Source organism: Marinagarivorans cellulosilyticus (assembly GCF_021655555.1).
GTDB lineage: Bacteria > Pseudomonadota > Gammaproteobacteria > Pseudomonadales > Cellvibrionaceae > Marinagarivorans > Marinagarivorans cellulosilyticus.
Genome location: NZ_AP023086.1, coordinates 1,405,126 through 1,426,793, shown reverse-complemented (window position 1 = coordinate 1,426,793; position 21,668 = coordinate 1,405,126). Strand labels below are relative to the sequence as shown.

19 protein-coding genes are annotated in these 21,668 nt (G+C 46.6%); 13 read left to right on the top strand and 6 right to left on the bottom strand.

Annotation, left to right across the window (positions count from 1 at the left end; genetic code table 11):
* The first annotated feature begins 15 nt into the window (after positions 1-15).
* From MARGE09_RS05685 to MARGE09_RS05655, 7 genes are all read left to right on the top strand, one after another.
* On the top strand, positions 16-204 hold the full coding sequence (locus MARGE09_RS05685) for a hypothetical protein (RefSeq protein ID WP_236986381.1): 189 nt from the start codon (positions 16-18) through the stop codon (positions 202-204).
* Entirely contained in the window at positions 204-3,188 is a 2,985-nt protein-coding gene (locus MARGE09_RS05680) for a sensor histidine kinase (protein ID WP_236986380.1), read from the top strand. The genes MARGE09_RS05685 and MARGE09_RS05680 overlap by 1 nt, the downstream gene beginning before the upstream one ends.
* A gap of 8 nt (positions 3,189-3,196) precedes the next feature.
* Positions 3,197-4,609: a sigma-54-dependent transcriptional regulator gene (locus tag MARGE09_RS05675; RefSeq protein ID WP_236986379.1), complete on the top strand. Its 1,413-nt coding sequence runs from the start codon at positions 3,197-3,199 to the stop codon at positions 4,607-4,609.
* Between the two features lie 836 nt (positions 4,610-5,445).
* Entirely contained in the window at positions 5,446-6,783 is a 1,338-nt protein-coding gene (pcnB, locus tag MARGE09_RS05670; RefSeq protein WP_236986378.1) for a polynucleotide adenylyltransferase PcnB, read from the top strand.
* Positions 6,780-7,268: a 2-amino-4-hydroxy-6-hydroxymethyldihydropteridine diphosphokinase gene (gene folK / locus MARGE09_RS05665; protein WP_236986377.1), complete on the top strand. Its 489-nt coding sequence runs from the start codon at positions 6,780-6,782 to the stop codon at positions 7,266-7,268. Before pcnB ends, folK begins: the two co-directional genes overlap by 4 nt.
* 71 nt (positions 7,269-7,339) lie before the next feature.
* Positions 7,340-8,155, top strand: coding sequence for a 3-methyl-2-oxobutanoate hydroxymethyltransferase (gene panB / locus MARGE09_RS05660; protein ID WP_236986376.1), 816 nt, complete (start codon positions 7,340-7,342; stop codon positions 8,153-8,155).
* A gap of 150 nt (positions 8,156-8,305) precedes the next feature.
* Complete coding sequence (locus tag MARGE09_RS05655; RefSeq protein WP_236986375.1) at positions 8,306-8,710, top strand: hypothetical protein; 405 nt, start codon at positions 8,306-8,308, stop codon at positions 8,708-8,710.
* 362 nt (positions 8,711-9,072) lie between these two features.
* Here the strand turns inward: MARGE09_RS05655 and MARGE09_RS05650 are convergent, their stop codons facing one another.
* The 3 genes from MARGE09_RS05650 to MARGE09_RS05640 are packed head-to-tail and all read right to left on the bottom strand — an operon-like array spanning position 9,073 to position 14,375.
* Entirely contained in the window at positions 9,073-10,347 is a 1,275-nt protein-coding gene (locus tag MARGE09_RS05650) for a flagella assembly protein FlgT middle domain-containing protein (RefSeq protein WP_236986374.1), read from the bottom strand.
* Positions 10,348-10,360: 13 nt separating this feature from the next.
* The gene (locus MARGE09_RS05645; RefSeq protein WP_236986373.1) at positions 10,361-11,152 is read right to left on the bottom strand and encodes a hypothetical protein; all 792 of its coding nucleotides are present in this window, start codon (positions 11,150-11,152) and stop codon (positions 10,361-10,363) included.
* Positions 11,153-11,177: 25 nt separating this feature from the next.
* The gene (locus MARGE09_RS05640; protein ID WP_236986372.1) at positions 11,178-14,375 is read right to left on the bottom strand and encodes an SPOR domain-containing protein; all 3,198 of its coding nucleotides are present in this window, start codon (positions 14,373-14,375) and stop codon (positions 11,178-11,180) included.
* 372 nt (positions 14,376-14,747) lie between these two features.
* On the opposite strand from MARGE09_RS05640, the gene MARGE09_RS05635 reads away from it, so the two are divergent.
* From MARGE09_RS05635 to bfr (MARGE09_RS05610), 6 genes are all read left to right on the top strand, one after another.
* The gene (locus MARGE09_RS05635) at positions 14,748-15,329 is read left to right on the top strand and encodes a hypothetical protein (protein ID WP_236986371.1); all 582 of its coding nucleotides are present in this window, start codon (positions 14,748-14,750) and stop codon (positions 15,327-15,329) included.
* A 23-nt stretch (positions 15,330-15,352) separates the two neighbouring features.
* Complete coding sequence (locus MARGE09_RS05630) at positions 15,353-15,970, top strand: hypothetical protein (RefSeq protein ID WP_236986370.1); 618 nt, start codon at positions 15,353-15,355, stop codon at positions 15,968-15,970.
* 137 nt (positions 15,971-16,107) lie between these two features.
* Positions 16,108-16,545, top strand: a complete 438-nt coding sequence (locus tag MARGE09_RS05625) for a DUF4402 domain-containing protein (RefSeq protein ID WP_236986369.1) — start codon at positions 16,108-16,110, stop codon at positions 16,543-16,545.
* A gap of 40 nt (positions 16,546-16,585) precedes the next feature.
* The gene (locus tag MARGE09_RS05620; protein WP_236986368.1) at positions 16,586-17,389 is read left to right on the top strand and encodes a fimbrial biogenesis chaperone; all 804 of its coding nucleotides are present in this window, start codon (positions 16,586-16,588) and stop codon (positions 17,387-17,389) included.
* Between the two features lie 203 nt (positions 17,390-17,592).
* The gene (gene bfr, locus MARGE09_RS05615) at positions 17,593-18,069 is read left to right on the top strand and encodes a bacterioferritin (protein WP_236986367.1); all 477 of its coding nucleotides are present in this window, start codon (positions 17,593-17,595) and stop codon (positions 18,067-18,069) included.
* 2 nt (positions 18,070-18,071) lie between these two features.
* Positions 18,072-18,539 carry a bacterioferritin gene (gene bfr, locus MARGE09_RS05610; RefSeq protein WP_236986366.1) on the top strand — a complete coding sequence of 156 codons (468 nt, stop codon included), beginning with the start codon at positions 18,072-18,074 and terminating at the stop codon, positions 18,537-18,539.
* Positions 18,540-18,796: 257 nt separating this feature from the next.
* Here the strand turns inward: bfr (MARGE09_RS05610) and MARGE09_RS05605 are convergent, their stop codons facing one another.
* The 3 genes from MARGE09_RS05605 to MARGE09_RS05595 form a co-directional block, all read right to left on the bottom strand.
* Complete coding sequence (locus MARGE09_RS05605; RefSeq protein WP_236986365.1) at positions 18,797-19,336, bottom strand: Lcl C-terminal domain-containing protein; 540 nt, start codon at positions 19,334-19,336, stop codon at positions 18,797-18,799.
* Positions 19,336-20,175: an Lcl C-terminal domain-containing protein gene (locus MARGE09_RS05600; protein ID WP_236986364.1), complete on the bottom strand. Its 840-nt coding sequence runs from the start codon at positions 20,173-20,175 to the stop codon at positions 19,336-19,338. Before MARGE09_RS05600 ends, MARGE09_RS05605 begins: the two co-directional genes overlap by 1 nt.
* 126 nt (positions 20,176-20,301) lie before the next feature.
* The gene (locus MARGE09_RS05595; RefSeq protein WP_236986363.1) at positions 20,302-21,663 is read right to left on the bottom strand and encodes a DUF1552 domain-containing protein; all 1,362 of its coding nucleotides are present in this window, start codon (positions 21,661-21,663) and stop codon (positions 20,302-20,304) included.
* Positions 21,664-21,668: the final 5 nt, after the last annotated feature.

The following is a 21,668-nucleotide window of genomic DNA, read 5'->3' as shown; positions in this document are numbered from 1 at the left end:
TACTCAGTCTTATTTATGAACAAGCCCAGCCCCTTAGTCTACCTCGCGCTGGTGGCCTACATTTGCGCCCCCACTCTTATTGGCTGGGTTATGGACCCTCACGGTGAATGGTACCGCCCTTTTGGCATCTGGCTACTTATTGTCGCTGTTGCCTTCCTTGTTCAACGCTACAAAAAGAAGCGTACACAAGGATCTAAGCCCTAATGAGCTTTACCTTCACACAAGTTGCATTTATCAGCCTTTGTTATATCGCCGTCGTTTTTGGTATTGCTTACGCTACCGAACGCAACTGGATCAGTAACAAAATCACCTCGCACCCCATTACCTATATTCTTTCGCTAGGTATTTTTGCCAGTGCTTGGTCTTTTTACGGCGTTATAGAACTTGCCGACCGCTTTGGTTACGGAGCGCTGGCGTACTACATCGGCACCGGGTTGCTGTTTCTTTTTGGCAACTTTGCCCTTAAGCCACTCGTCGAGCTAGCCAAGCGCTTTCAAATTAACTCTATGGCTGACTTATTGGTCTTTCGTTATCACAGCCACCTTGTTGGCGCACTCGCCACACTTATTATGCTGTTAGCGATGCTGCCACTTATTGCTCTGCAAATTCAAGCGGTGGCCGATACCATGATGCTGCTAATTAAAGGGCAAGAACAACCCACCCAAATAGGACAACTTGGTGTTCAGCAATCTTTAGGTTTGGTGTATTGCGTAGGCATTGCCGTTTTTGCCGTATTGTTCGGCGCCAACCGCGAGCACCATAAAGGGCTTATTAGCGCCATGGCTTTTGAGTCCTTGATCAAATTACTCGCGTTACTGATTGTGGGCGGTTACGTAATTTCTGCCTGCTTCGGCGGCTTGGAAGGCCTAGATCAGTGGCTGAGCGACAACCCTCATCATGCGCTGGCGCTGTATACCGCCAGTGACGGTGCTACAGCACACACTCTAATGCTAGTGTTTATTGCTACTGCTATTTCAATGCCGCACATCTTTCACATGACCGTTGTTGAAAACCCCGTCAAGCAAAGCAGTGACCTCGCGTCTTGGGCCTTCCCCCTATTCTTATTACTGATGGCATTACCTATATTTCCCATTCTTTGGGGGGGCTACCAACTAACTCTAGACACCCCCTCGCAATACTTCCCACTTGCCGTACCGCTGGCACAAGGCAATGCCACCATATCCATTCTTGCCTATATCGGCGGGCTTTCTGCTGCAACCGGTGCCATGGTGGCAATGACCCTCGCGCTGACCACCATGATGCTGAACCAATGGATACTGCCCAGTAATTCATTGCGCACTAAACGAGACCTTTACCGACAATTAATTTGGATGCGCCGCGGCCTTATTGCTCTCGTCTCGATGATTGGCTTTTCTTATTATCTGGTACTTAATAACAAATTCACCTTAACCCAGCTTGCACTGACCGCCTTTATCGGCACGCTCCAGTTGCTACCGGGTGTTTTAGGGGTTACCCATTGGCCCAAAATTAATCGACGCGGCTTAGTCGGCGGTATTTTTGCTGGCGGTAGCATTTGGCTAATATGCATGTTTATCCCGCTCACTCTTGGCAAAGCCAACTGGGGTATTGGTTTTGGCAGCTACACTTTTATCGTTGGCGTCGATGCGTGGCAAGCCATTACCCTATTGAGCCTAGGCGCCAACACCATCACCTGCTTGGTGCTATCGCGCATTACCCGCCAAAGTGACGATGAACGCTACAGCGCCGAACTATGCTCGCAAGACGAACTGAGTCACCCCGTGCGCATGACGCTAGATGTGCGCTCGCCGGATGAAATTATCACCCGCTTAAGCACCCGTATTGGCGCATCAACAGCCACAACAGAAGTCAGCCGCGCCCTTCATCGCCTAAACCTGCACGCCAACGAAAACCGCCCCTACGCATTACGCCGATTGCGCGACGAACTCGAAGCCAATCTATCGAGCCTAATGGGCATTGCCATGGCCAGTGAAATACTGGACCGGCTAGTGCCATTTAAAGTCCCCGAAACCCACGACGCCACAGACATTAACTTAATAGAAAGCCGCCTAGGCAATGTGCGCAACCAGCTCACAGGCCTAGCGGCCGAGCTCAACAATTTGCGCCTTTACCACCGCAAAACGCTCGAGCAATTGCCTCTACCAACCTGCTCTATAGGTCAAGACCTCGAAATTTTAATGTGGAATAGCGCGATGACCGAACTCACTGGCATTGATAGCGATGAAGTTACAGGCTCGCACATCAAAGATATTCGCGCACCTTGGGGGAGCCTATTGCACCGTTTTTCCAACTCATCAGAGCACCGATTTTATAAACGGCAAATCGAGCTAGATCATCGCCCCCACTGGATCACACTGCACAAAGCTTCCATACCCTCAACGCTTTCACAACAAAGTGATGGCCAGGTCATTATTTTGGAAGATGTCACAGAACTGCAACTACTTGAGCAAGAGCTTCTCCATAGTGAACGCCTAGCCTCTGTAGGCCGGCTTGCCGCAGGTGTTGCTCACGAAATAGGCAACCCTGTCACCGGCATCGCTTGTCTTGCTCAAAATATGCGCTACGACACCAACGAGCCAGAAGTTTTAGAATGCATCGAACAAATTTTATCGCAAACTAATCGCGTCAGTCGTATTGTTCAAACACTGGTGAGTTTTTCGCATGCGGGCCAGCACTCGGCAGACAACTACCAGCGCATTAGTTTGCGCGATTGCGCCCAAGAAGCTATCGACCTGTTATCGCTCCAGCACGAGAAAAACCAAGTGAACTTCGTGAACGACTTGAGCGACGAAGTTGTTATATATGGCGACAGTCAAAGGCTTATACAAGTTTTTGTGAACCTGCTATCTAACTCAAGAGACGCTAGCCCGCTATTTGGCGACGTGATTATCGACGGCAAAATGGATGGCAACTTGGCCGTTATTACTGTTACCGATTTTGGCTCTGGCATTCCTCAAGAGCTACAAGATCGTATATTTGAGCCGTTCTTTACCACAAAAGAACCCGGCGAAGGCACTGGTCTTGGCTTAGCAATGGTGTACAGTATCATCGAAGATCACAAAGGAGGGCTTGATATCGAGTCGCCAGCCCATCAAGATACCGCTAACGGCACCCGCTTTATTATCACTCTACCCAAGCAACCGGCTAGCCAACCAACAGAAACACCCACGAGCCCTGACGCAAGTTAAAGCAAGTTATGAATAAAATTTTAATTGTTGAAGATGAAGCCATTATCCGCACCGCATTGCGCAAACTGTTAGTGCGCAACAAATACGAAGTTTGCGAGGCGGGCTCGGTAAAAGAGGCAACCACCAAGTACAACCTCAACAATTTTGACCTTGTCGTCTCTGATTTACGCTTGCCCGGCGCCCCTGGTACAGACCTAATCACACTGGCCGGTGACACCCCCGTTTTAATTATGACAAGCTACGCCAGTTTGCGCTCGGCAGTAGACTCCATGCGCATGGGCGCAATCGACTACATCGCCAAGCCCTTTGATCACGACGAAATGCTAACAGCCGTTAAGCGCGTTATTATCAAGCGCGATAAGGCCGCGGCCACGCAAAAAGCACTGATCGGCGAAAACCAAACACAAATTGAAGGCATGATCGGCACATCGCCGGTAATGAAAGAGCTTTACGCCAAAATTCACAAAGTCGCCCCTACCGGCGCCACCGTGTTAATCAATGGCGAGACAGGCACCGGAAAAGAGCTAGTCGCTAAAGCACTACACACAGAAAGCCCTCGCAAAAGCGCAGCCATTATTTCGGTTAACTGCGCCGCTATTCCAGACACCCTTATTGAAGCCGAGCTATTTGGCCACGAAAAAGGCGCTTTTACCGGTGCCGCCAGCACTCGCGAGGGCCTTGTTGCCGCTGCCGATGGTGGCACGCTCTTCCTTGACGAGATAGGCGAGCTACCCCTTGAAGCACAAGCGCGCTTATTGCGCGTACTGCAAGAAGGCGAGGTAAGGCCGCTAGGCTCGGTAGAATCACACAAAGTTGATGTACGCCTTGTTGCTGCAACCCACAGGGATTTAGGCAAGCTCGCCAAAGAAGGGTTATTCCGCGAAGACTTGTACTTCCGTATTAATGTTGTCCAACTTAAGTTGCCACCCCTGCGCGAGCGTGGCAAAGATATACTTTCTTTGGCCGAAACCTTTGTCAGACGCTACTGCCATCAAGTGGGCAAAGCCTTACTAACGCTTAGCCCAGAAGCCGTACAGGTAGTCACAACTTACCGCTGGCCGGGCAATATTCGCGAGCTTGAAAACGCCATACAACGGGCGGTTATTTTATGCGACGGCGACCAAATAGATCACACCCTGCTTGATATTGAACTAGATAAAGAGAGCGAGCAAAAAGCCGAAAATAGCAACCCACACCTACTTAACGAGCAGTCCATTGGCGATAACATCGGTAGCCACCCCGACCCACAAGAAGATCTTTCGTTAATCGACTATTTCCAGCGCTTTGTACTTGAACACCAAGACACCATGAGCGAAACAGAATTGGCAAGAAAACTTGGCGTAAGCCGAAAATGCCTCTGGGAAAGACGCCAGCGCCTGGGCATCCCTCGCACCCGCGGTGCCAAAAGCAGCGAAAAATAGCCCCCCCCCCCATCTACCCCAAAAAAAACCTTGGATTCAATGTTCAAAACATGCGCACTCGACTGGTGTGCATGGGTGCCGTAAAAGTGTGTAATCACCTTTTTGGCAATGAATCATTTTTAGCATGCGTCAGGGGATGCGAAGACTTTGATGGTTAAACTGCGGTTTCTAGATTCAAGGGAACCTTCTGCCCGCCTCTCGCTCATAGAGGTAACACTTTATAACCCGAAGACACTCAGCTAAATAACATATTGACGCGTCATTCATAAATTTGACATAAAACAAGTGAATAATGGGACCATCCCCTTATAGTACTTACGAACTAACCTCTCCCGCACTGCAAAGTGTTACCGGCCTCACGGTTTCGTAACACCATCGAAACATTGGGTAACGCAAGTTGCTCGACGCACCTTTACACCACCCCCAAAAAATATCGTAACTCACTGATATTTAATATATTTATTGTTCTGGCACACCTAATGCTTTGTTTAGACTCATAATAAAAACAATAAAGAATAATAAAAAGCATTTCGATAACTAATAACAACAATAAATAATAAAAACAGATAATCTTTATAACTATAAAAACAACAAATAATAATAACGACGAAATAATAAGAATAAGAGCATTAGCTACGACCAATAGGGCGAGCACCAGCTTGGCAATTTACGGACATGGAAGCGTCCGGTTGATACACACCATTTTCGAGCGGGAAGGTACCAATAGGGCCTTCCCGTTTTCATTTATCACTCCGCAAATTCAGATTTCAGTGAAAAAACAGCCTTCTTATAAACCATGATACACTCGCGCATCTTTGACTCACTCACTGCGTATCATGCTTAAACGTCTTTTCAAGCTTCTTTCTTCCTCATCAACATCTGGCACCTCTGTCGAACGGCAAGAGCACCAGATTGTGCTCAATCAACTAAGCCCTGCCGCTATAAAGGTTTGCTCTGGGCTCCAGCAAGCAGGCTATCAGGCTTATATTGTTGGCGGAGGCATTAGAGACAGCCTACTAGAGGCCAAACCTAAAGACTTTGACGTGGCAACCGACGCAACGCCTGAGCAAGTGCGGCAAGTTTTTCGCAGCTCCCGCATTATTGGCCGGCGCTTTAAAATCGTGCACGTTCGATTTGGCCGCGAAATTATTGAGGTCACTACTTTCCGCGGGCATCACGAGCAAGGCAAGGCTCGCGACGCGGTTCAGTCTGAGCAAGGCTTGCTGTTGCGCGATAATGTTTACGGCGATTTAGAATCGGACGCCGTGCGCCGCGACTTCACCATTAACGCCTTGTATTACGACCCTATTTCGCAAACACTTATTGACTTCACTCAGGGCTTACGCGATATCGAATCACGCACGCTGCGCATTATTGGCGACGCCAGCGAACGCTACCGCGAAGATCCCGTTCGCATGCTTCGCGCAGCCCGTTTTGCCGCTAAACTTGGGTTTAACATAGAGCCTGCCACAGCAGACCCGATATATACCCAAGGCGAGCTGCTCGACCACATCCCTTCGGCCCGACTGTTTGAAGAAGTACTAAAATTAATGCTCGGCGGCTGTGCAACAGCCACTGTAGCCAGCCTAGAAAAGTACGATTTATTTCGCCACCTCTTCCCAGGCGTAAGCCCTATAGCCGATGCAAGCCCTTTCAACCGACAGGTGATCGACCTTGTTTGTGTCAATACCGACAAGCGCATACGTCAAGGCAAGCGCGTCACACCTGCTTTTATCTTTGCCGCATTTTTATGGCTGCCATTACAGGCAGAAATTGAGCGCCTAATTAAAGCAGGCATGAAGCCCGGCGAAGCTAAAAATGCTGCTATATCTGGGGTGATCTCACAGCAACTCACACGCACGGCCATACCAAAGCGCTTTTTAATGCCTATGCGCGACATTTGGTTTTTGCAATACGGCTTAGAAAAACGGCAAGGCAAGCGATGCTTTTCCACTTTAGAGCACCAGCGATTCCGAGCCGCCTACGATTTTTTGCTGCTGCGCGAAGATGCCGGTGAAAATCACAATGGCGCAGGCCGCTGGTGGACAGAATTCCAAGACGCTGATGAGGCTCGTCAACAAGAGCTGTTAGACACCGTGAAAACACAAGGCAGCAAAGAGCCGCGAAAGCGCCCACGCCGCAGACGCCCCAAAAAGGCTCCGCCGGCAGAATGATTCACACAGCTTATGTAGGCTTAGGCAGCAACCTAAACTCGCCGTACACGCAAGTAAATGCTGCCATTAATGCATTGCAAGCACTGCCTAACACCCAACTAGTCTCACACTCACCTTGGTACCAAAGTAAAGCCATAGGACCAGAGCAGCCCGACTACATTAATGGCGTTGCTAAGCTTGCAACAAGCCTTGCCCCAATCGAATTACTCGATGCTCTGCAAGCAATAGAACAGGCTCACCACCGTGTTCGCAAAGAGCACTGGGGGCCACGCACACTCGACCTCGATATTTTATTATGGGGCGATATCACAATAAAAACCGATAGGCTGCTGGTACCGCACCCCTACCTTGAGGAACGCAATTTTGTACTGCTGCCTTTAAACGATATCGCACCAGAACTTATACTGCCCAATCAAAAAACCATTGCCGAACTCGTTCACTGTTGTGACAAAACTGGCATCAGCTTATATTTACCCAACGAATAGAACCAAGCTGCAACGCACCAATAATTTATTATCACAATTAGCGCGCGGCGCACGAACCTAAAGGATGCCTTATGGCCTATTGCAGCGAACCGCTCACAAAACCCATTACCATTCTTACCCTGCAAAAACTTAAAGCCGAGCAAGAAAAATTCACTTGCGTCGCTTTATACGACGCCCCTATGGCTGCCATGGCCGAACAATCTGGGGTGGAAACCGTGTTAGTTGGCGATAGTCTTGGCATGACCGTTCTGGGCTATGACTCAACCCTACCTGTAACAATGGAACACATGCTCTACCATGTAGAAGCCGTGGCCAGAGGCAACAAAAAGTCGCTTATTTTGGGCGACATGCCCTTTATGTCGTACGCCACAACAGACCAAGCCATGCACAATGCTATGCGCATAATGCAAGCTGGCGCCCATGTGGTAAAAATTGAAGGCGGCGAATGGCTGGCACCCACGGTTACCATGCTAGCCGAAAGGGGCATCCCAGTATGCGCCCACTTAGGGTTAACACCGCAATCTGTGAACAAACTAGGCGGGTTCCGTGTGCAAGGGCGGACTCAACAGCAAGCCGATAAATTATTAGCTGACGCCATCGCCCTAGAACGCGCCGGCGCAGATTTACTGGTGCTAGAATGCGTACCGAGCGAGCTCGCTAAAACAATCACACAACGCTTATCAATACCAACCATTGGTATTGGCGCAGGCAAGGATACCGACGCCCAAGTATTGGTGATAAACGACATTCTAGGCCTTACACCAAAGCCCCCAAAATTCAGCAAGAATTTCTTAGTCGAAACACAAGACATCCCCAGCGCATTAACAAAATACGTTAGCGATGTAAAAACTGGGGTGTTCCCAGAGCTAGCACATACTTTTGACTAACAGCACAACCCTCAAGGCCGGCAAGTAGCGTTTTAACCCGCTCTGCCACAATTGATCACAATTGACCCGCTATTCATCCTATTGCATCCCAAACATTGCCCGATAAGTTTGCTGAAATAACCTTAATCCATCACGATTGAGGTTACTTCCATGCGTACAAAAAAACATTATCCGCACCCCATATTTATAGCGCCTGCTTATAAAGCCACATCGCAACATTACTTGCAGCGTAAGCGCACTATTGGGCAGCTAGCTTTAGCCATTATCATATTATTAACGGCCTCCATTGCGCTGCAAAACAATGCTGTAGCTTCGTCTAGCGACACCCCTCAATACGAAGCGCAAATCACGCAAACACAAAAATCGCCAAACCACTTTACAAGCTTTGCGAATAGCGAAAAAAAGTTATTGGAAACACACGCAAAAAATAACGGAGAAATAAACAGTAACACTTCACTCTCCTCTAATAAAACCTGGTCTAATTTTTCTTGGTGGCTAGGCATATTGTGTTTTATGGGCTATTTATTAATGCACGCTATTCGCAACGAGCCATAAGCATGAAAACCAGTACGGAACCTCCGCCCACAGCCTACAATTATCATTACCGCAGGCCTATTTCCCGAAAACTAGCCACCTTTGCAACCGCTGCTTTTTTGTTAACATCAACGTTTGCTTTTGGTAGTAGCATTTGGCTAAAAAGCAAAACGGTGCTTGCTCAACACCCAGTCAAAAGCACACAAAAAGAAGCGTCGATAACCCCAAGTAACACACAGACAAAATAACGATAATGGTTCGGCCTTGAGACTCAAGCACCTTTATGACAATCAAAAATGCACGCGATTATGATGAGATAAAAATAAAAGGTATTTAGAAGAAAGAAAAATTATTGAAACATACGAAGGCAGGTTAGCCTAAAACTACCAAGCCTGAACAATATCACCAAGCTTAATAACGTCTGGCGCTAAGTCTTCATCGAGTACGGCTATCGATTTCAAAGGGAAAACGCCCATTATGGTCACGCCGCCGTAGTATTTCCAGCGATGCTTAGGCACGCCCATAGGGTCACGCCCAGCAGGCTCCCGGTGAAAAATTCGCAAACGATCACCTGGCATTAATAATGAATCGATACCCGCATTGATTTCAATAACATCTTCGTCAACACGAGAAATTTGCGCCCGCATCGGTAAACACTCCAATGCACGAGAAATCATCTCACTTTGCTGATCAAGTACATCAGCCATTAACTCACCGTAATCAGATTGCCAAAAAATATTGCTCTCTAAACCATAACCGCGCTGCGCCGTCACTGGGTGGTTAGCTTCACCACGATACCGCTTACGCTTAATTAATGCCCCACTGGGGCCATCATAAACACTAACATCAATATTTAGCTGCCGGCGGTAACTTCCTGTTGCCCCTTCATAGGTTTGCCTTGCTAAGGTTTTCCAAGGTTTTAAGCCTGTGACTAAATCAATCGCATGCGTTTTAGACTTTCCGAAAGATAAGTCGACCAAGCGCCCCGTCACTAAAAATTGTGCATTTAACCGGCTAGCCGTATCGCGAATTTGATCCGATGTGAATGGTGAATGTAGGCGTGACGGTTGCGAGTGCACATGTATTCGATGGTACGCAGTTGCGTCACGGGCCAGCAAGCCTGCGTCATTTAAGCGCCCTGTTAACACCTGAGGGTATTCGCGCTCAACGTAAGGAATATCTACCGCATGCTGCCGACTCTGCAATTCCATTGGTAATACCGCTATTCTTTTACGGTAAGAAAAGCTGGGGTTATTTTCCGCCAGACATCGCGCTTCTTTTTCCTCCAATACTATTTCTGAGACCTCATCAACAGCTGGTGCCTGCTCCGAAAATAAAGCGTCTTCATCCAATAAAACATCATCAGCTACATTTTCATCAGCATCTGTGTTCGAATTATTGTCACCAAGCGAGCCGAAGCCATATAGATCCTCGTTATCACTACTTCGGGATGGTTTAGTTTCTACTTTCATCTTTGGCTTATTATGGGTTTCCATATAAGGATCACCATCCACAAAAGCATCAAAAGATGATTTACCCGTTAAAGCGCTGCAGCTTAGCAAACAACTAAATACAAAAATGGCTACCAACAAAATTAGCAATCGGCGCCAAAACTGTCTCTGCTCAAAACCCACACCGATCAACAATAAAGAAAACACGCCAGCCTCCGTTTTAATACATCATGTAAAAACAATGTGGCAAACGCTTGCGCTTTTGAGCAGCCGTTTCGGCGCCACGTCCATAACAAGACTCCAACTCCATGCGACCACCGCTTTGCTGATTTGCAACTGATTGAGTCATTGCATTTAAAGCTGCCCCTCCGTTACTTGTTGCAACATTCATCATTGGCATGACCTGAGGCTGCTTTGTTGCTGTTGGGGATGTTTCTGGAAGTTCGAAATCAACTGTATTAATATCGCCTTCCTCATCAACAGAGCTATCCTCTGCGCCATAAAAAGGTTCGTCTCCACTGGGCGCCATAGCCAATTCCTTAACACTCTCTACGCCACTCAACAACGATGGGTCGACCTCTTCTCCGGCAAAATGGGCTAAGCGAATTTCACCCTCGGTTAAAAAATCATCTTCATCAACAATAATTTCGTGTTCAATCGCTGCAAACTGTTCTTCGGCTTTATCATACTTCTGCGATTTCCCCACCATACTGCCGGCAATGCCTCCAACCAATAAACCGGCCGGGTGGGCTGTTACGGCAGCAGTCAATACAGAGCCAATCACTGCATTTTTCCAAGAGCCACGGTTAACAATCTTTTTAAAACGCGACTCTGCTTTTTCAATGCGTCCCTGTTTATCTCGGATTGAAACCCCCCTCGATTCCAACTCACTTTCAATATCACTCAACATTCCATGTAACTCTTTTGTTGAAATAGCATCGACATCACCTTCGGCATAACAGATGCCATTCGAGAACATCATTACAACCGCAACCTTTAATAACAATTTCATACTGAACTCCCTCCACCGATAAAAGTTACATTTTCTTAACAATAGATTTAGTGCCAAAGGCTTGATCTAAGCTGTCTTTCGCGTCTTTCGCGCTAGCTTCATCAATAAAACCACTTGCAAAAACACGATGGAACCTGCCTTGCGGAAGATCCACCTGCTTTATTTGTGCACTAAAGCCTTCCGCTCTAATCTTTTCAACCAATTTAAGCGCTGATTGCTCTTGGCTAAAACTGCCGGCTTGAACCCCCCAAAATACGTAGTTATCACTTGGCAGCTCTGGCTTGGGCGCCACCGCAACAACAGGTTCGTCAACAACTGGCTCGTCAACAACTTCGACCTCAGCAGGTTTATTGACTGTAGGCACATCAAATATAGGCATAACTGGAAGACTAGCCTCAACAGTTTGCTCTACAACAGGAGTATCGATGCCAGTAAATGCGGGCGGAGTAATTATTGAGGCTGTTTCCGTACTATCAGATAAACCGCTGTTACTTAAAGGTATATCATCTAATGGCAACACCGTTTCGTCTTTAAATTCTTTTTGTTCAACCAATATCCGGACCCCGTCTTCATAATTACCGGTTCCATCGATAACAATTGTTTTAGGGATTACGTCGATAAGTACGTAATCTTTAACTTGCAGCTTATAAGAGCCAGGAGGAACTTGAGCAAAGTTGAAATAACTACCTGAATCGCTGCGAACCATATCAGCAACAACCCCATTAGAATCCACCAGTTCAATATATATACCTAAACCAGGAAAAACGTTTTCACCGTCAATAATTTCGACATTGCCATCGATCTCACCCACGCGTAAAAAGGGTATATCCAACTCTGTAATACGCCCCGGCCGGGGAACGACAGAAAATGGCTCTCGCCCCATTGCCATATAGCCTTCATTAATACTGTTGGTATTCACAACGATATCCGTGCGATCCCACGACGGCATCAATTCTAACCATGCAACACCTGCTCGATTAGACCGTCCCTTTCGGCGCGACTGCACTGCGGATAACTCTCCACCACTCAACAAAGGCTCACCGGTTTGATAAACACCATCAGCATTCTTATCTTCATACAGGCGAGCGCGAACAGCGCCACGAGTAATCGCCGGGTTGGACGCTGCTTTATAATAATTACCCAAACGCCCAGAACGCTTACCCAGACTAGTAGATAACTGCACGAAACCCTGCCACCGACCTCTATCGTTATAGGTAAAAGAAGGTGTGACCCTAAAGCTATCGGTAATCCAATTCATACCGACACGATAAAACGTTTCATCATTAAATAAAGCATGAGAAGCACTTAAATCTAAATTCAACCTATCTGTCAATCGAAATGCCGTGGATATATTCGCATTAGTAAACTCCGCCTCGGGCTCCACCGAATAGACCCCGCCCAACCGAAAGTCTGCCAAGCGGTAAGATGCAGAGAAAAAAGTCGCACCGGTCACAAGTTTATTATTTACTACGTCGTTATTTTGTGATGCTATATTTTTTTCATTGATGTAATTTAGAGTGTTATTCCAGTTAAGCCAGCCGAAGCGAGTCGATAGACCGAGATCTAAATTATCGCGAGTAGAAAACTCATACTCTTCATGCGCACCATTCATCACTATACTTAACGCATTAAAGCGTTTATTCAAAGCCAAACTATAGGCTTTAAAAATCCTATCCTCACCTTCATTAGCCTCATAATTATCGGCATAACTATAATTTTGAAGCTGACCGTATATGGCCGTCCCATAAAATGTACCACTCACAGAAAGGCCGCCAGTGGTCCTAACATGCTCCTCAATTGAGCCATTAACACCTAAATTAATACCACCAAAATACATCTGCATGCCAGCACTGTAATAACGTTTTACATCAATATCATCATAGGTGTTTTCAGGTATTTCGACTTCTTTTTCAGTAGGCTTTATCCTTGCCTCTTCCAAAGAAAAATTGAAGTCCATTCTATCTGTTACTTTAAAACGACCAAAGAATGATGCGCGATAATCGTCATTGCTACCAACATCCCTATCATCAATATTTAAAATTGACTTACCCGGTTGTGATAGCGAAACGGAATATCTAAAGGGATGTTCGTTTTCGGGGTCATCACCAACAACAATCTTTCTTTGTTGCTCTTCTCTCTCACCGTGTGGGCCATAAAACTTCAAGGTAAATTCATTCACGCCTTCAAATAACACCAAGTCGCTAAACTTATAATGCCCAGTATCATCAATAATCAAGTAGCCTACCAAAGTATTATTCAAATACAGCTCTACTTCCCAGCCGGGGTAAAAATCACCTTCAATGTCTCTAACATCTCGACTCTTACCGCCGCTTACCATATCGTTGCCAATTAAGATCCCCCGACCATACGCAGATCCACTTAAGCCCGTATTAGGGCTATTAACATCACCAATACTAATTTGGGATAGCCCTAACACCCCTAACATCTCCCGGCTATTATCAAATCGATCCATCCGTATACTGCCCCCCACAAGCCCATCATCCCTATTGCCTGTAAAAAAGGTTTCAGTACTCATACCTAACAAATCACCGATTGTTCGCCCTGAATATATAAGGTTTCTAAAATCTTTAATGCGAACATCGTCATTGCGTGTCACCGAGTAACTAGCACGTACATCCAGTGAAGGCACCTCCATAAAAGCATAAGGTTGATTCCAGAGCGGCTGCTGGGGCCTTTCCATGTAATTTTGTTCAGACACTTTTTGATTTCTTCTTTCCAACCGATCTTGAACTGGAAGCCGCTTAATGAAGTCGATACTTAACAGTGATTCACTAAAATCAAGCTGCATAGCAACGCCAAACCAAGTCGTAATATAGTTCTTATCCACATAAATTAAGTCATCGTATTTAAGTACTACCCCATCACCCTCAGAGAAAATAACGGCTTCATTATCCCCCTCAACGACACGCCACCCTTGCTCGATAAACTCTAATATAAATTTATCTCCATTTGCCTGCACACCTTCGGCCTTTGAATCGTCAGCAACAATGTCTAGCTCCATTGCCATAATAAAATCGATCAGAGGTATGTAATAGCTGTCATCAGTGAGATAAACATCCAAACCATTGCCAATTAATTGGCGTTTATAGGAGATATCAAGAATAGCCAGATCATCTTCGGTAAAAAGGTTGGCATAGGCTACCGAACAACAAACAAGCGACAACCAAAAGATTACAACCACAGAGCTAAGCGCTTTTAGCATAATGCCCGCACCTCGACGCCAAATTAGCGCGTCAAAAAAACAACGAATTTGAATGAATAAATATTAATAAGAGGGATAGAGCAAAATAAATGCCACTGAATGGGTGAATGGCCTCAGCAAGTGCATCAATGGCACAATAAATCATCTAGCCGCCAATATTTTTATGCTACAACTTAAATATGAGTTGATTGTTCAGGTTTTCTTAACTGACTTTTTATTCAAAAAAAAATATTTAAATTTGATTAAAGTAATGATAGAAGCGGCCGACATACTGATCATAGCTAAGTCGGCTATGTAGATTGGACTAAGCACGCTAGTAGCAACGCTTGGCACCGAGGCCCGAGGCCTACCAGTAGAAATCATTGGAGATAAATGATGAACACTTTAAGTAAATACTTAGTAGCAACCACCGCAGGAGCACTGCTAGCGACCGGTGCCAGCGCAGAAACATTTAATGTAACCGCTGAAGTAGCCAACACAATTGCGCTAACAGAAACCACCCCTTTAAACTTTGGCAACTTGTATGTTCGCCGCGGAACAGGTGCGGACGGTGGTGGCGGCCCAGCAACCTTAACCCTTGCCACAACAGGCAGCTTCACTGGTACTGGTGAAGGCGACGAAGCAACAACGTTAAGCCGAATTGTAAGCCTTGGCGGTGCAACAGCTGGTGTGCTTTCAGTAACAGGCGCTAGCCCCTTTGCCAGCGTCACGGTAACGTCTAACGCAACACCCACCGACTTAATCCATTCAAGCGGCAACCCTGCGCTACCTGTCGTTACATTTGACGCCATCACCACCGACCCTGCTCACAACGCCGCATTGGTGCTAGATGCCAATGGCGATGGCGACATATTAGTTGGCGGGCAAATGACTGCCGCTACCGCAGTAGCTGCAGGCACTGCATACGCAGAAGGCACATACACTGGCACCTATGTTGTGACCGTAAGTTATTAATTTGGGGAAAGATGAGTAGGAGTATGATGATGAAAAACTTAACAAAATTAACACTTGGCGCACTCACGCTATCATTCGCCGCTGCACAAGCGAATGCAGAAACTTTTAATGCTACTGCTGAAATCAGCAATGCTATATCGCTAACGGAAACCACACCGTTTTCAATAGGTACTGTATTTATTACTAAAGCCGACGGCACCATTGGTGATAATGCGAATGCCGGCGCCACTGATGCAGCACAAATTAATATTGATGCGTTAACAGGGGCAGTCACCACAGGTAATGGCACAACTGATACCGGCGATGGAGCAGTAACGCCACTAGGTGGTGAACAAGTTGGCGTGCTTACAGTAACGGGAGCAGCACCATTTGCCGACCTCGTAATTACGGCAACAACTCCAACAGCAGCCAACGACTTGGTTCACAGTAGTGCCAACCCCGCCATTCCAACCATTAACTTCTTAGCGTTAACCGCCATTGCAGACGATGCCGATAATGGCGGCACGCTTACTTTAGATGCTAGCGGTAACGGCAATATTTTAATTGGCGGTGAATTTGGTGCCTCTGACCGTGCGACATTCACAGGCACCTATGCTGATGGTACCTATACCGGCACTTACTCGGTATCCGTAAGTTACTAATACTGATAACCCTTATTGAGTCAAGGCAATAACTAAAAAACTATTGCCTTGGTGGCGGCAAGCAAATTGCTGAGCTACCTTGACTATAAGATATTGATAAAGCGGCTACGGCCGCTTTTTTAATGGAGGGTTATTTCTTGAAAATTTTTATTGCACTAGTACTCGTAATTCCATCACTGTGTATTGCGGCAGTAACTGAAGAGCAAGCAATTTCATTTGGCAGCTTTGCTATAGCCGCCAACGATGCACAATCAAGCATTGTCATTTCTAAAAACGGTGGCACTCCCGTTTATAGCTACAAAATTTATCCGCTAATGCATGGGCAACCAGGGCAATATCGCCTATCCGCATACCCAGCCTTCACCCCGTTAGTAATCAACATCAACGACTTTGTTCTTCAGCGAACGGGGGCTCCCAATTTACTGATTGAAGACTTCACCCACGACCCGATTATTACCGACGGTAGTGGAGAGGCATTATTAGACCTTGGGGCATCGTTAAAAACAACGGGGCTTGGTGGCAGTTATGGTGATGGAAACTATACTGGAACTATGAATATAACCATCAGCTGGTAAGAACACTCAGTCATAACAATTTGCAATAACAGGAGACGCCATGAATAGGCATTTCAAATACTTCCCCCTTTTTGCCGCTATTTTCCTTCTGCTTAGCAGTCACTTGAGCTATGCGAACTTGCTGATAAAACCATTTCGAGCAGTTTTAGATGAAGATACTCGCACAGCGGAGATCACACTACTTAATAGCTCAACAGAAGTAAAAACCTACAACATCCAATGGGAAGAAAAATTACAAACCACCAACGGCGGATACACCGATGTTAGTGAAAATGCACTATCGGCTTCAAAATTTATTCGCCATAGTCCACGCCAGGTCACAATAAAACCGGGGGAATATCAAAAGATTAAACTTCGCCTGCGCATGCCAAAAGATTTAGCCCCCGGAGAATATCGCTCCCACCTAATGATGAAAGCCATCGCCAGCTTACCCAAAATTGACGACAAAAATACAAAGGGAATGAAAGTACAAATCATTCCGCAATTATCATTTAGCATTCCAATTATAGTCAGAAAAGGCCCGGTTAAATCAAAAATAGAAATTGCCTCTCTGGATATTAAAAAAAGTAAAAAGGACCAGAAAAACATTTCTGTTTTGCTAAGCCACGACGGCGATTACAGCACATACGGCAGCCTTTATGCCTATATGAAAGTGGGCAACCAAAAGACCCAACAGATTGGAGAAGCACACAACATTGCTGTTTTTCGTGAATCAAAACAACGCCAAGCCAATATAATATTACAAGTTCCAGATATTCCTAAGGGTGCAGTCGTTCAAGTTTTATACAAAGGCGCCGATGAGTTCGATGGCCAAATATTGGGTAAAGCGGCCATACGACATTAAAATAAAAAACAACTCAAAAGGAGCCGCTGGCTCCTTTTTTTATATTCTTAAAACGTAAAATAAACTAAATAGAAAGCATTATCATTACGCAAATAGATTTATATTTTTGGCTTAAAATTTTGTAGCTAGCGCAAAGTAGGAGTAAACTTAGGCGATACTTTACCCGCATACTTTCTGCGCCACCCACCGAACAGGAGCCTCCCATGCAAGCTGCACCTAATGTTCTCGATACACTTAACAGCGTACTGACGAGCGAGCTCACCTCCATTAACCGCTATTTTCTGCATGCGCGCATGTACCGCAATTGGGGCTTTGAAAACCTCAATAATGTGAGCTACAAAAAATCAATCAAGGACATGAAGCAAGCCGACGAGATCATCGAGCGCATTTTAATGCTAGGCGGCCTGCCAAATTTGCAAAAGTTAGAAGCATTGCAAATAGGTGAACACGCCGAAGAAATGCTAGCGTGCGACTTAAAATTTCAAAACCAGCAAATCACGCAACTTAAAGCCGCTATTGCCACCTGTGAATCAGTTCAGGACTACGTTAGCCGCTTAATGCTCAGCGATATTCTTGAGTACGAAGAAGAATACCTAGACTGGCTAGAAACCCAGCAACAACTTATTAGCACTACAGGCATTCAAAACTACTTACAATCACAAATGGCGGAGGGCGAATAGTCATGAAATCAAATACCGCTATCATCAAAGCACTCAATGGCCTTTTAGCTTATGAGCTAGCCGCAATGGACCAGTACTTTATCCACTCTGAGATGTATGCCGACTGGGGGCTTTCTAAGCTGCACGAGCGTATTGCTCACGAATTTGACGACGAAAAAGGTCACGCTAAAGAACTGATCGCGCGCATCCTCTTTTTAGAGGGCAAACCCGACATGATCACGCGCGACGGCCTGAATATTGGCAGCGACGTCCCCAGCATGCTGCAAAGCGATTTGGACGTCGAGTACGCCGTGGCCAAAGCACTCAAAAGTGCCATTGCGTTATGTGAGACCGAAAAAGACTTTGTCACACGTGAAATTCTTGAAAAACTATTGGATGACACAGAAAAAGATCACGCTTTTTGGCTGGAGCAGCAACTCGGCTTAATCAAGCGTATTGGGCTTGAGAATTACCTACAATCGCAGATGTAGGCCTTAAAATAGCCGAACCAGCACAGGGGCCTCGCTCGCAGGCCTCTAAACAAAACCCCATCTACTCAAAGCAAGACTACGCCCACTATTCTGATCAACTAAAGCCGCCTCCTGTAGCCATTGTACGCGGGCGAACCCTCCGAAAGCACGCATCAGGCGCCAGTGCTTAGCATCATTAAAGGCCGCCTTTCGACCTGCAGCCTTACCATCCAAAAGCTAAGCCTTCCGCCGCTCCTAAAAACCACTTAGCAACAAAACTACTGCTGAGCATCGCGAACTAACCGCACTGGCAGCAATTCAGATTTATCTGAAGATATCACAGACCCTGTTTTAAAATTCACAGTCCAAGCGCCACCGGCGTAACCCTCTATTTGGGACGATGTCCAATGCGCGCCCATCATAACGTCATCAATGGTCGGGAAAATATGGGTTTGTACTGCAGGCTCAAAACAGTTGCGATCAACCAGTGATTCCAGCTCTTTCACATTGGGCAATCGCCAGCCCGCAGCATTACTCGCCGCTGTAAAAGCGCCTCGCCAATCAAAGCGTACAGCGCCATTAACGCTCAATGCGCAACTGTCACCTTCGGTGTTCAAACGGTATCCGACCAAACAACGCTGCCAATGCAAACCCGTATTAGCATCTTCCACTACCGCACTATTATCCAAAAGATTGAACCGAGAATCGTCACGCAGTAAGCACTCAGCCCAAGCCTTTGAAGCAATAAATAAACTGCCAACAACAACCGCCGTGCACACCAAAACACACAGGCGACTTTTTTCACAGGTGAATAACATTACAAGCCTCCGCGCACCAAGCGTAAATAAGACGGATCACCTTTACCAGTAAAGCTAACACTACCGTCACTAAAATACATATACCACGCAAGAAAAGGCGTTTTTTGATAAGTCTGTGCAGACCAATGGCGCAACCCTAAAGTATTCGGAAAATATGCAACATCAATAGACGGGTCACCTCGCCCCAAGTGCCCGATAGTTAAAAATTCGGTAGTTGTCGGCAGCCGCCAGTCATCATAACCACACAAAGCCGCTGCATTAATTAATGCAATATAACCCGCGCTATCGCAGCGGCCCTCGGAGCATTCACCACCATCTTGGCTACCCGATTCACCGCCATTGGTGTGCATATCATCGCTATACCAGCTGTAGGTATTTCCACCATAGCGTGGATGCTCTGCGGAGGAATGTTTAACCTCCCAAATCAAGCCTGTATGCTTATCCTCCACACACGCCCACCGAGCCCCCAATGCTGCACTGTTAGATGCGTCCCACGTTAAATGCTGATCGACCAGTGCAACGCCAGATTCATCAAGCTTGACGAAATCAAAACCCGCCGCGCCGCCACCTTGTTTTTCAAGCAGGCCAGAGGCCGCTTGGAAATCGCGCCCTACTTCAGCATCTTGCGCGGAATAATGACTTAAATCGCAACCGACCAATGGGCCAACAGAAAACACGTCAACATCACTCCCACAATGCGAAACACCCGTGTCGTTTAACGGCAATGCAACTTGGCTACTTTCTTGTGGCGGCCGGTCATTACTGCCGCCACAAGCAGCCAATAATGTCACGCAAGCCGCAGCAATAGTACCCGCAAGCCCCTTTACAACAGTTAACAAAAACACCTCCTCTATAGTAAAAAAGCCCAGCCTCTCACTAAGCGGCTGGGCTTTTACGGTAAGCTATAAGCCCACCCAAAGAACACGAACTATTGCAGTCTATCGAGCTGAGCTAATAACAAAAATCTAAAGCAGATTAATGGTATTACTAGGCGCATCAAACATGCCGCCACTTAAGCCCATCCCCATTGGAATGGTCCGGTTAAAATCGCGAATATTGCCCACAGACGAGTTGTTAGCCTGCGAAGAGAATCCACGACTAAAACCAGGTAAGCCAGAGGCAACCATTACTGGCGCGCAAGGCGTCGAGTGGTTTCGACCGTTACCCATACAGGTTGTTTGTACAAACGCTGTGGTATTAATCAAACCTTCATCCATTAAACGTTTAATGAAATAGGCTGGCACCTGATGGATATAACGCATCATTTCATCGTTAGTTTCAGGGCCAGAGCTGTGACACGAGTTATGCGCATCACCCTGGTAGGCCGTATCGTGCCCACGCCACGCACCTTGGTGATTACCCAACTGCAGAGTTGCCACTTTGGTTAAACCACATTTCATGGCTGCCACAATAATATCGGCCTGCGCCTTACCTTTATCGACAATGTTGTTGCCGTCGGTATAGGTTGCGCTACAACTTGCTTGATCAGGCTGATCCGCTTCAGAAGCTTTACGGATATTTTCTTCGATTTTCATGAGCGCCTGCTCGTGCTCTTCAAGGCGTATTAACTCTTCGCTGCTAAGCTTACTTTTGATCGAGGTAATGGCTTCGTATTGCGCGGCGAATGCGCTTTCGTAAGTTGTGTCAGTACCCACTTCAATTTTTGAATTGAACACTTTTTCATAAAGCGCGGCAGGGCTATCGATAAAGGGCCCAGTTGTACTCACCATGGTATTCGGCCCAGCATCCACGCCCAAACCGGCATCAGAACCAGCATAGATGTAAGGGATTGGTGTAGTGCCGCCCAAGACTTCAGCAATGCGCTGATCGTAAGTAGGAATACCGTAGGCGCCACCACTATTATTAATGCCGCCCAGTGCATGTGCCGCCGCACCATGCCCTTCAATTAATGCATCTACTTGACGAAAGCGACAAACCGAAGCCACGCCCGCGTAAGGTTGGGATACATTATTCATATTGCTAGCACTGGCCGGCAACCATTGGTCATTACGCGCGCCACTGTTGATATAACAATACACAACTCTTAATTCTGGGCCTGCAGCCATGGCGTGGCGAGTCGCCATCAAACCAGCCAATAATGAAGATGCGCGTAAGACCGGCATAGAAATACCAGCTTTCGCTATCATCGATAAAAAGTTACGTCGGTCACGGGCGACAAATTGCCGCTTTTCTTCATGCGCGCGCTCTTGCTCACGCTGATAACCCAACCAGTTAGCCTTGGCCTGCGACATGCGCTCACGCACTCGAATAATCCGGTCCGCTTTGTGGCCTGGAAGCGTTTTTTTAATGTCTCGAATGTCTTTCATAATTC

Coding starts and splice junctions, on each gene's coding strand:
- MARGE09_RS05685 (WP_236986381.1), top strand. CDS start 16: ATGAACAAGCCCAGCCCCTTAGTCTACCTCGCGCTGGTGGCCTACATT.
- MARGE09_RS05680 (WP_236986380.1), top strand. CDS start 204: ATGAGCTTTACCTTCACACAAGTTGCATTTATCAGCCTTTGTTATATC.
- MARGE09_RS05675 (WP_236986379.1), top strand. CDS start 3,197: ATGAATAAAATTTTAATTGTTGAAGATGAAGCCATTATCCGCACCGCA.
- pcnB (WP_236986378.1), top strand. CDS start 5,446: ATGCTTAAACGTCTTTTCAAGCTTCTTTCTTCCTCATCAACATCTGGC.
- folK (WP_236986377.1), top strand. CDS start 6,780: ATGATTCACACAGCTTATGTAGGCTTAGGCAGCAACCTAAACTCGCCG.
- panB (WP_236986376.1), top strand. CDS start 7,340: ATGGCCTATTGCAGCGAACCGCTCACAAAACCCATTACCATTCTTACC.
- MARGE09_RS05655 (WP_236986375.1), top strand. CDS start 8,306: ATGCGTACAAAAAAACATTATCCGCACCCCATATTTATAGCGCCTGCT.
- MARGE09_RS05645 (WP_236986373.1), bottom strand. CDS start 11,152: ATGAAATTGTTATTAAAGGTTGCGGTTGTAATGATGTTCTCGAATGGC.
- MARGE09_RS05640 (WP_236986372.1), bottom strand. CDS start 14,375: ATGCTAAAAGCGCTTAGCTCTGTGGTTGTAATCTTTTGGTTGTCGCTT.
- MARGE09_RS05635 (WP_236986371.1), top strand. CDS start 14,748: ATGATGAACACTTTAAGTAAATACTTAGTAGCAACCACCGCAGGAGCA.
- MARGE09_RS05630 (WP_236986370.1), top strand. CDS start 15,353: ATGATGATGAAAAACTTAACAAAATTAACACTTGGCGCACTCACGCTA.
- MARGE09_RS05620 (WP_236986368.1), top strand. CDS start 16,586: ATGAATAGGCATTTCAAATACTTCCCCCTTTTTGCCGCTATTTTCCTT.
- bfr (WP_236986367.1), top strand. CDS start 17,593: ATGCAAGCTGCACCTAATGTTCTCGATACACTTAACAGCGTACTGACG.
- bfr (WP_236986366.1), top strand. CDS start 18,072: ATGAAATCAAATACCGCTATCATCAAAGCACTCAATGGCCTTTTAGCT.
- MARGE09_RS05605 (WP_236986365.1), bottom strand. CDS start 19,336: ATGTTATTCACCTGTGAAAAAAGTCGCCTGTGTGTTTTGGTGTGCACG.
- MARGE09_RS05595 (WP_236986363.1), bottom strand. CDS start 21,663: ATGAAAGACATTCGAGACATTAAAAAAACGCTTCCAGGCCACAAAGCG.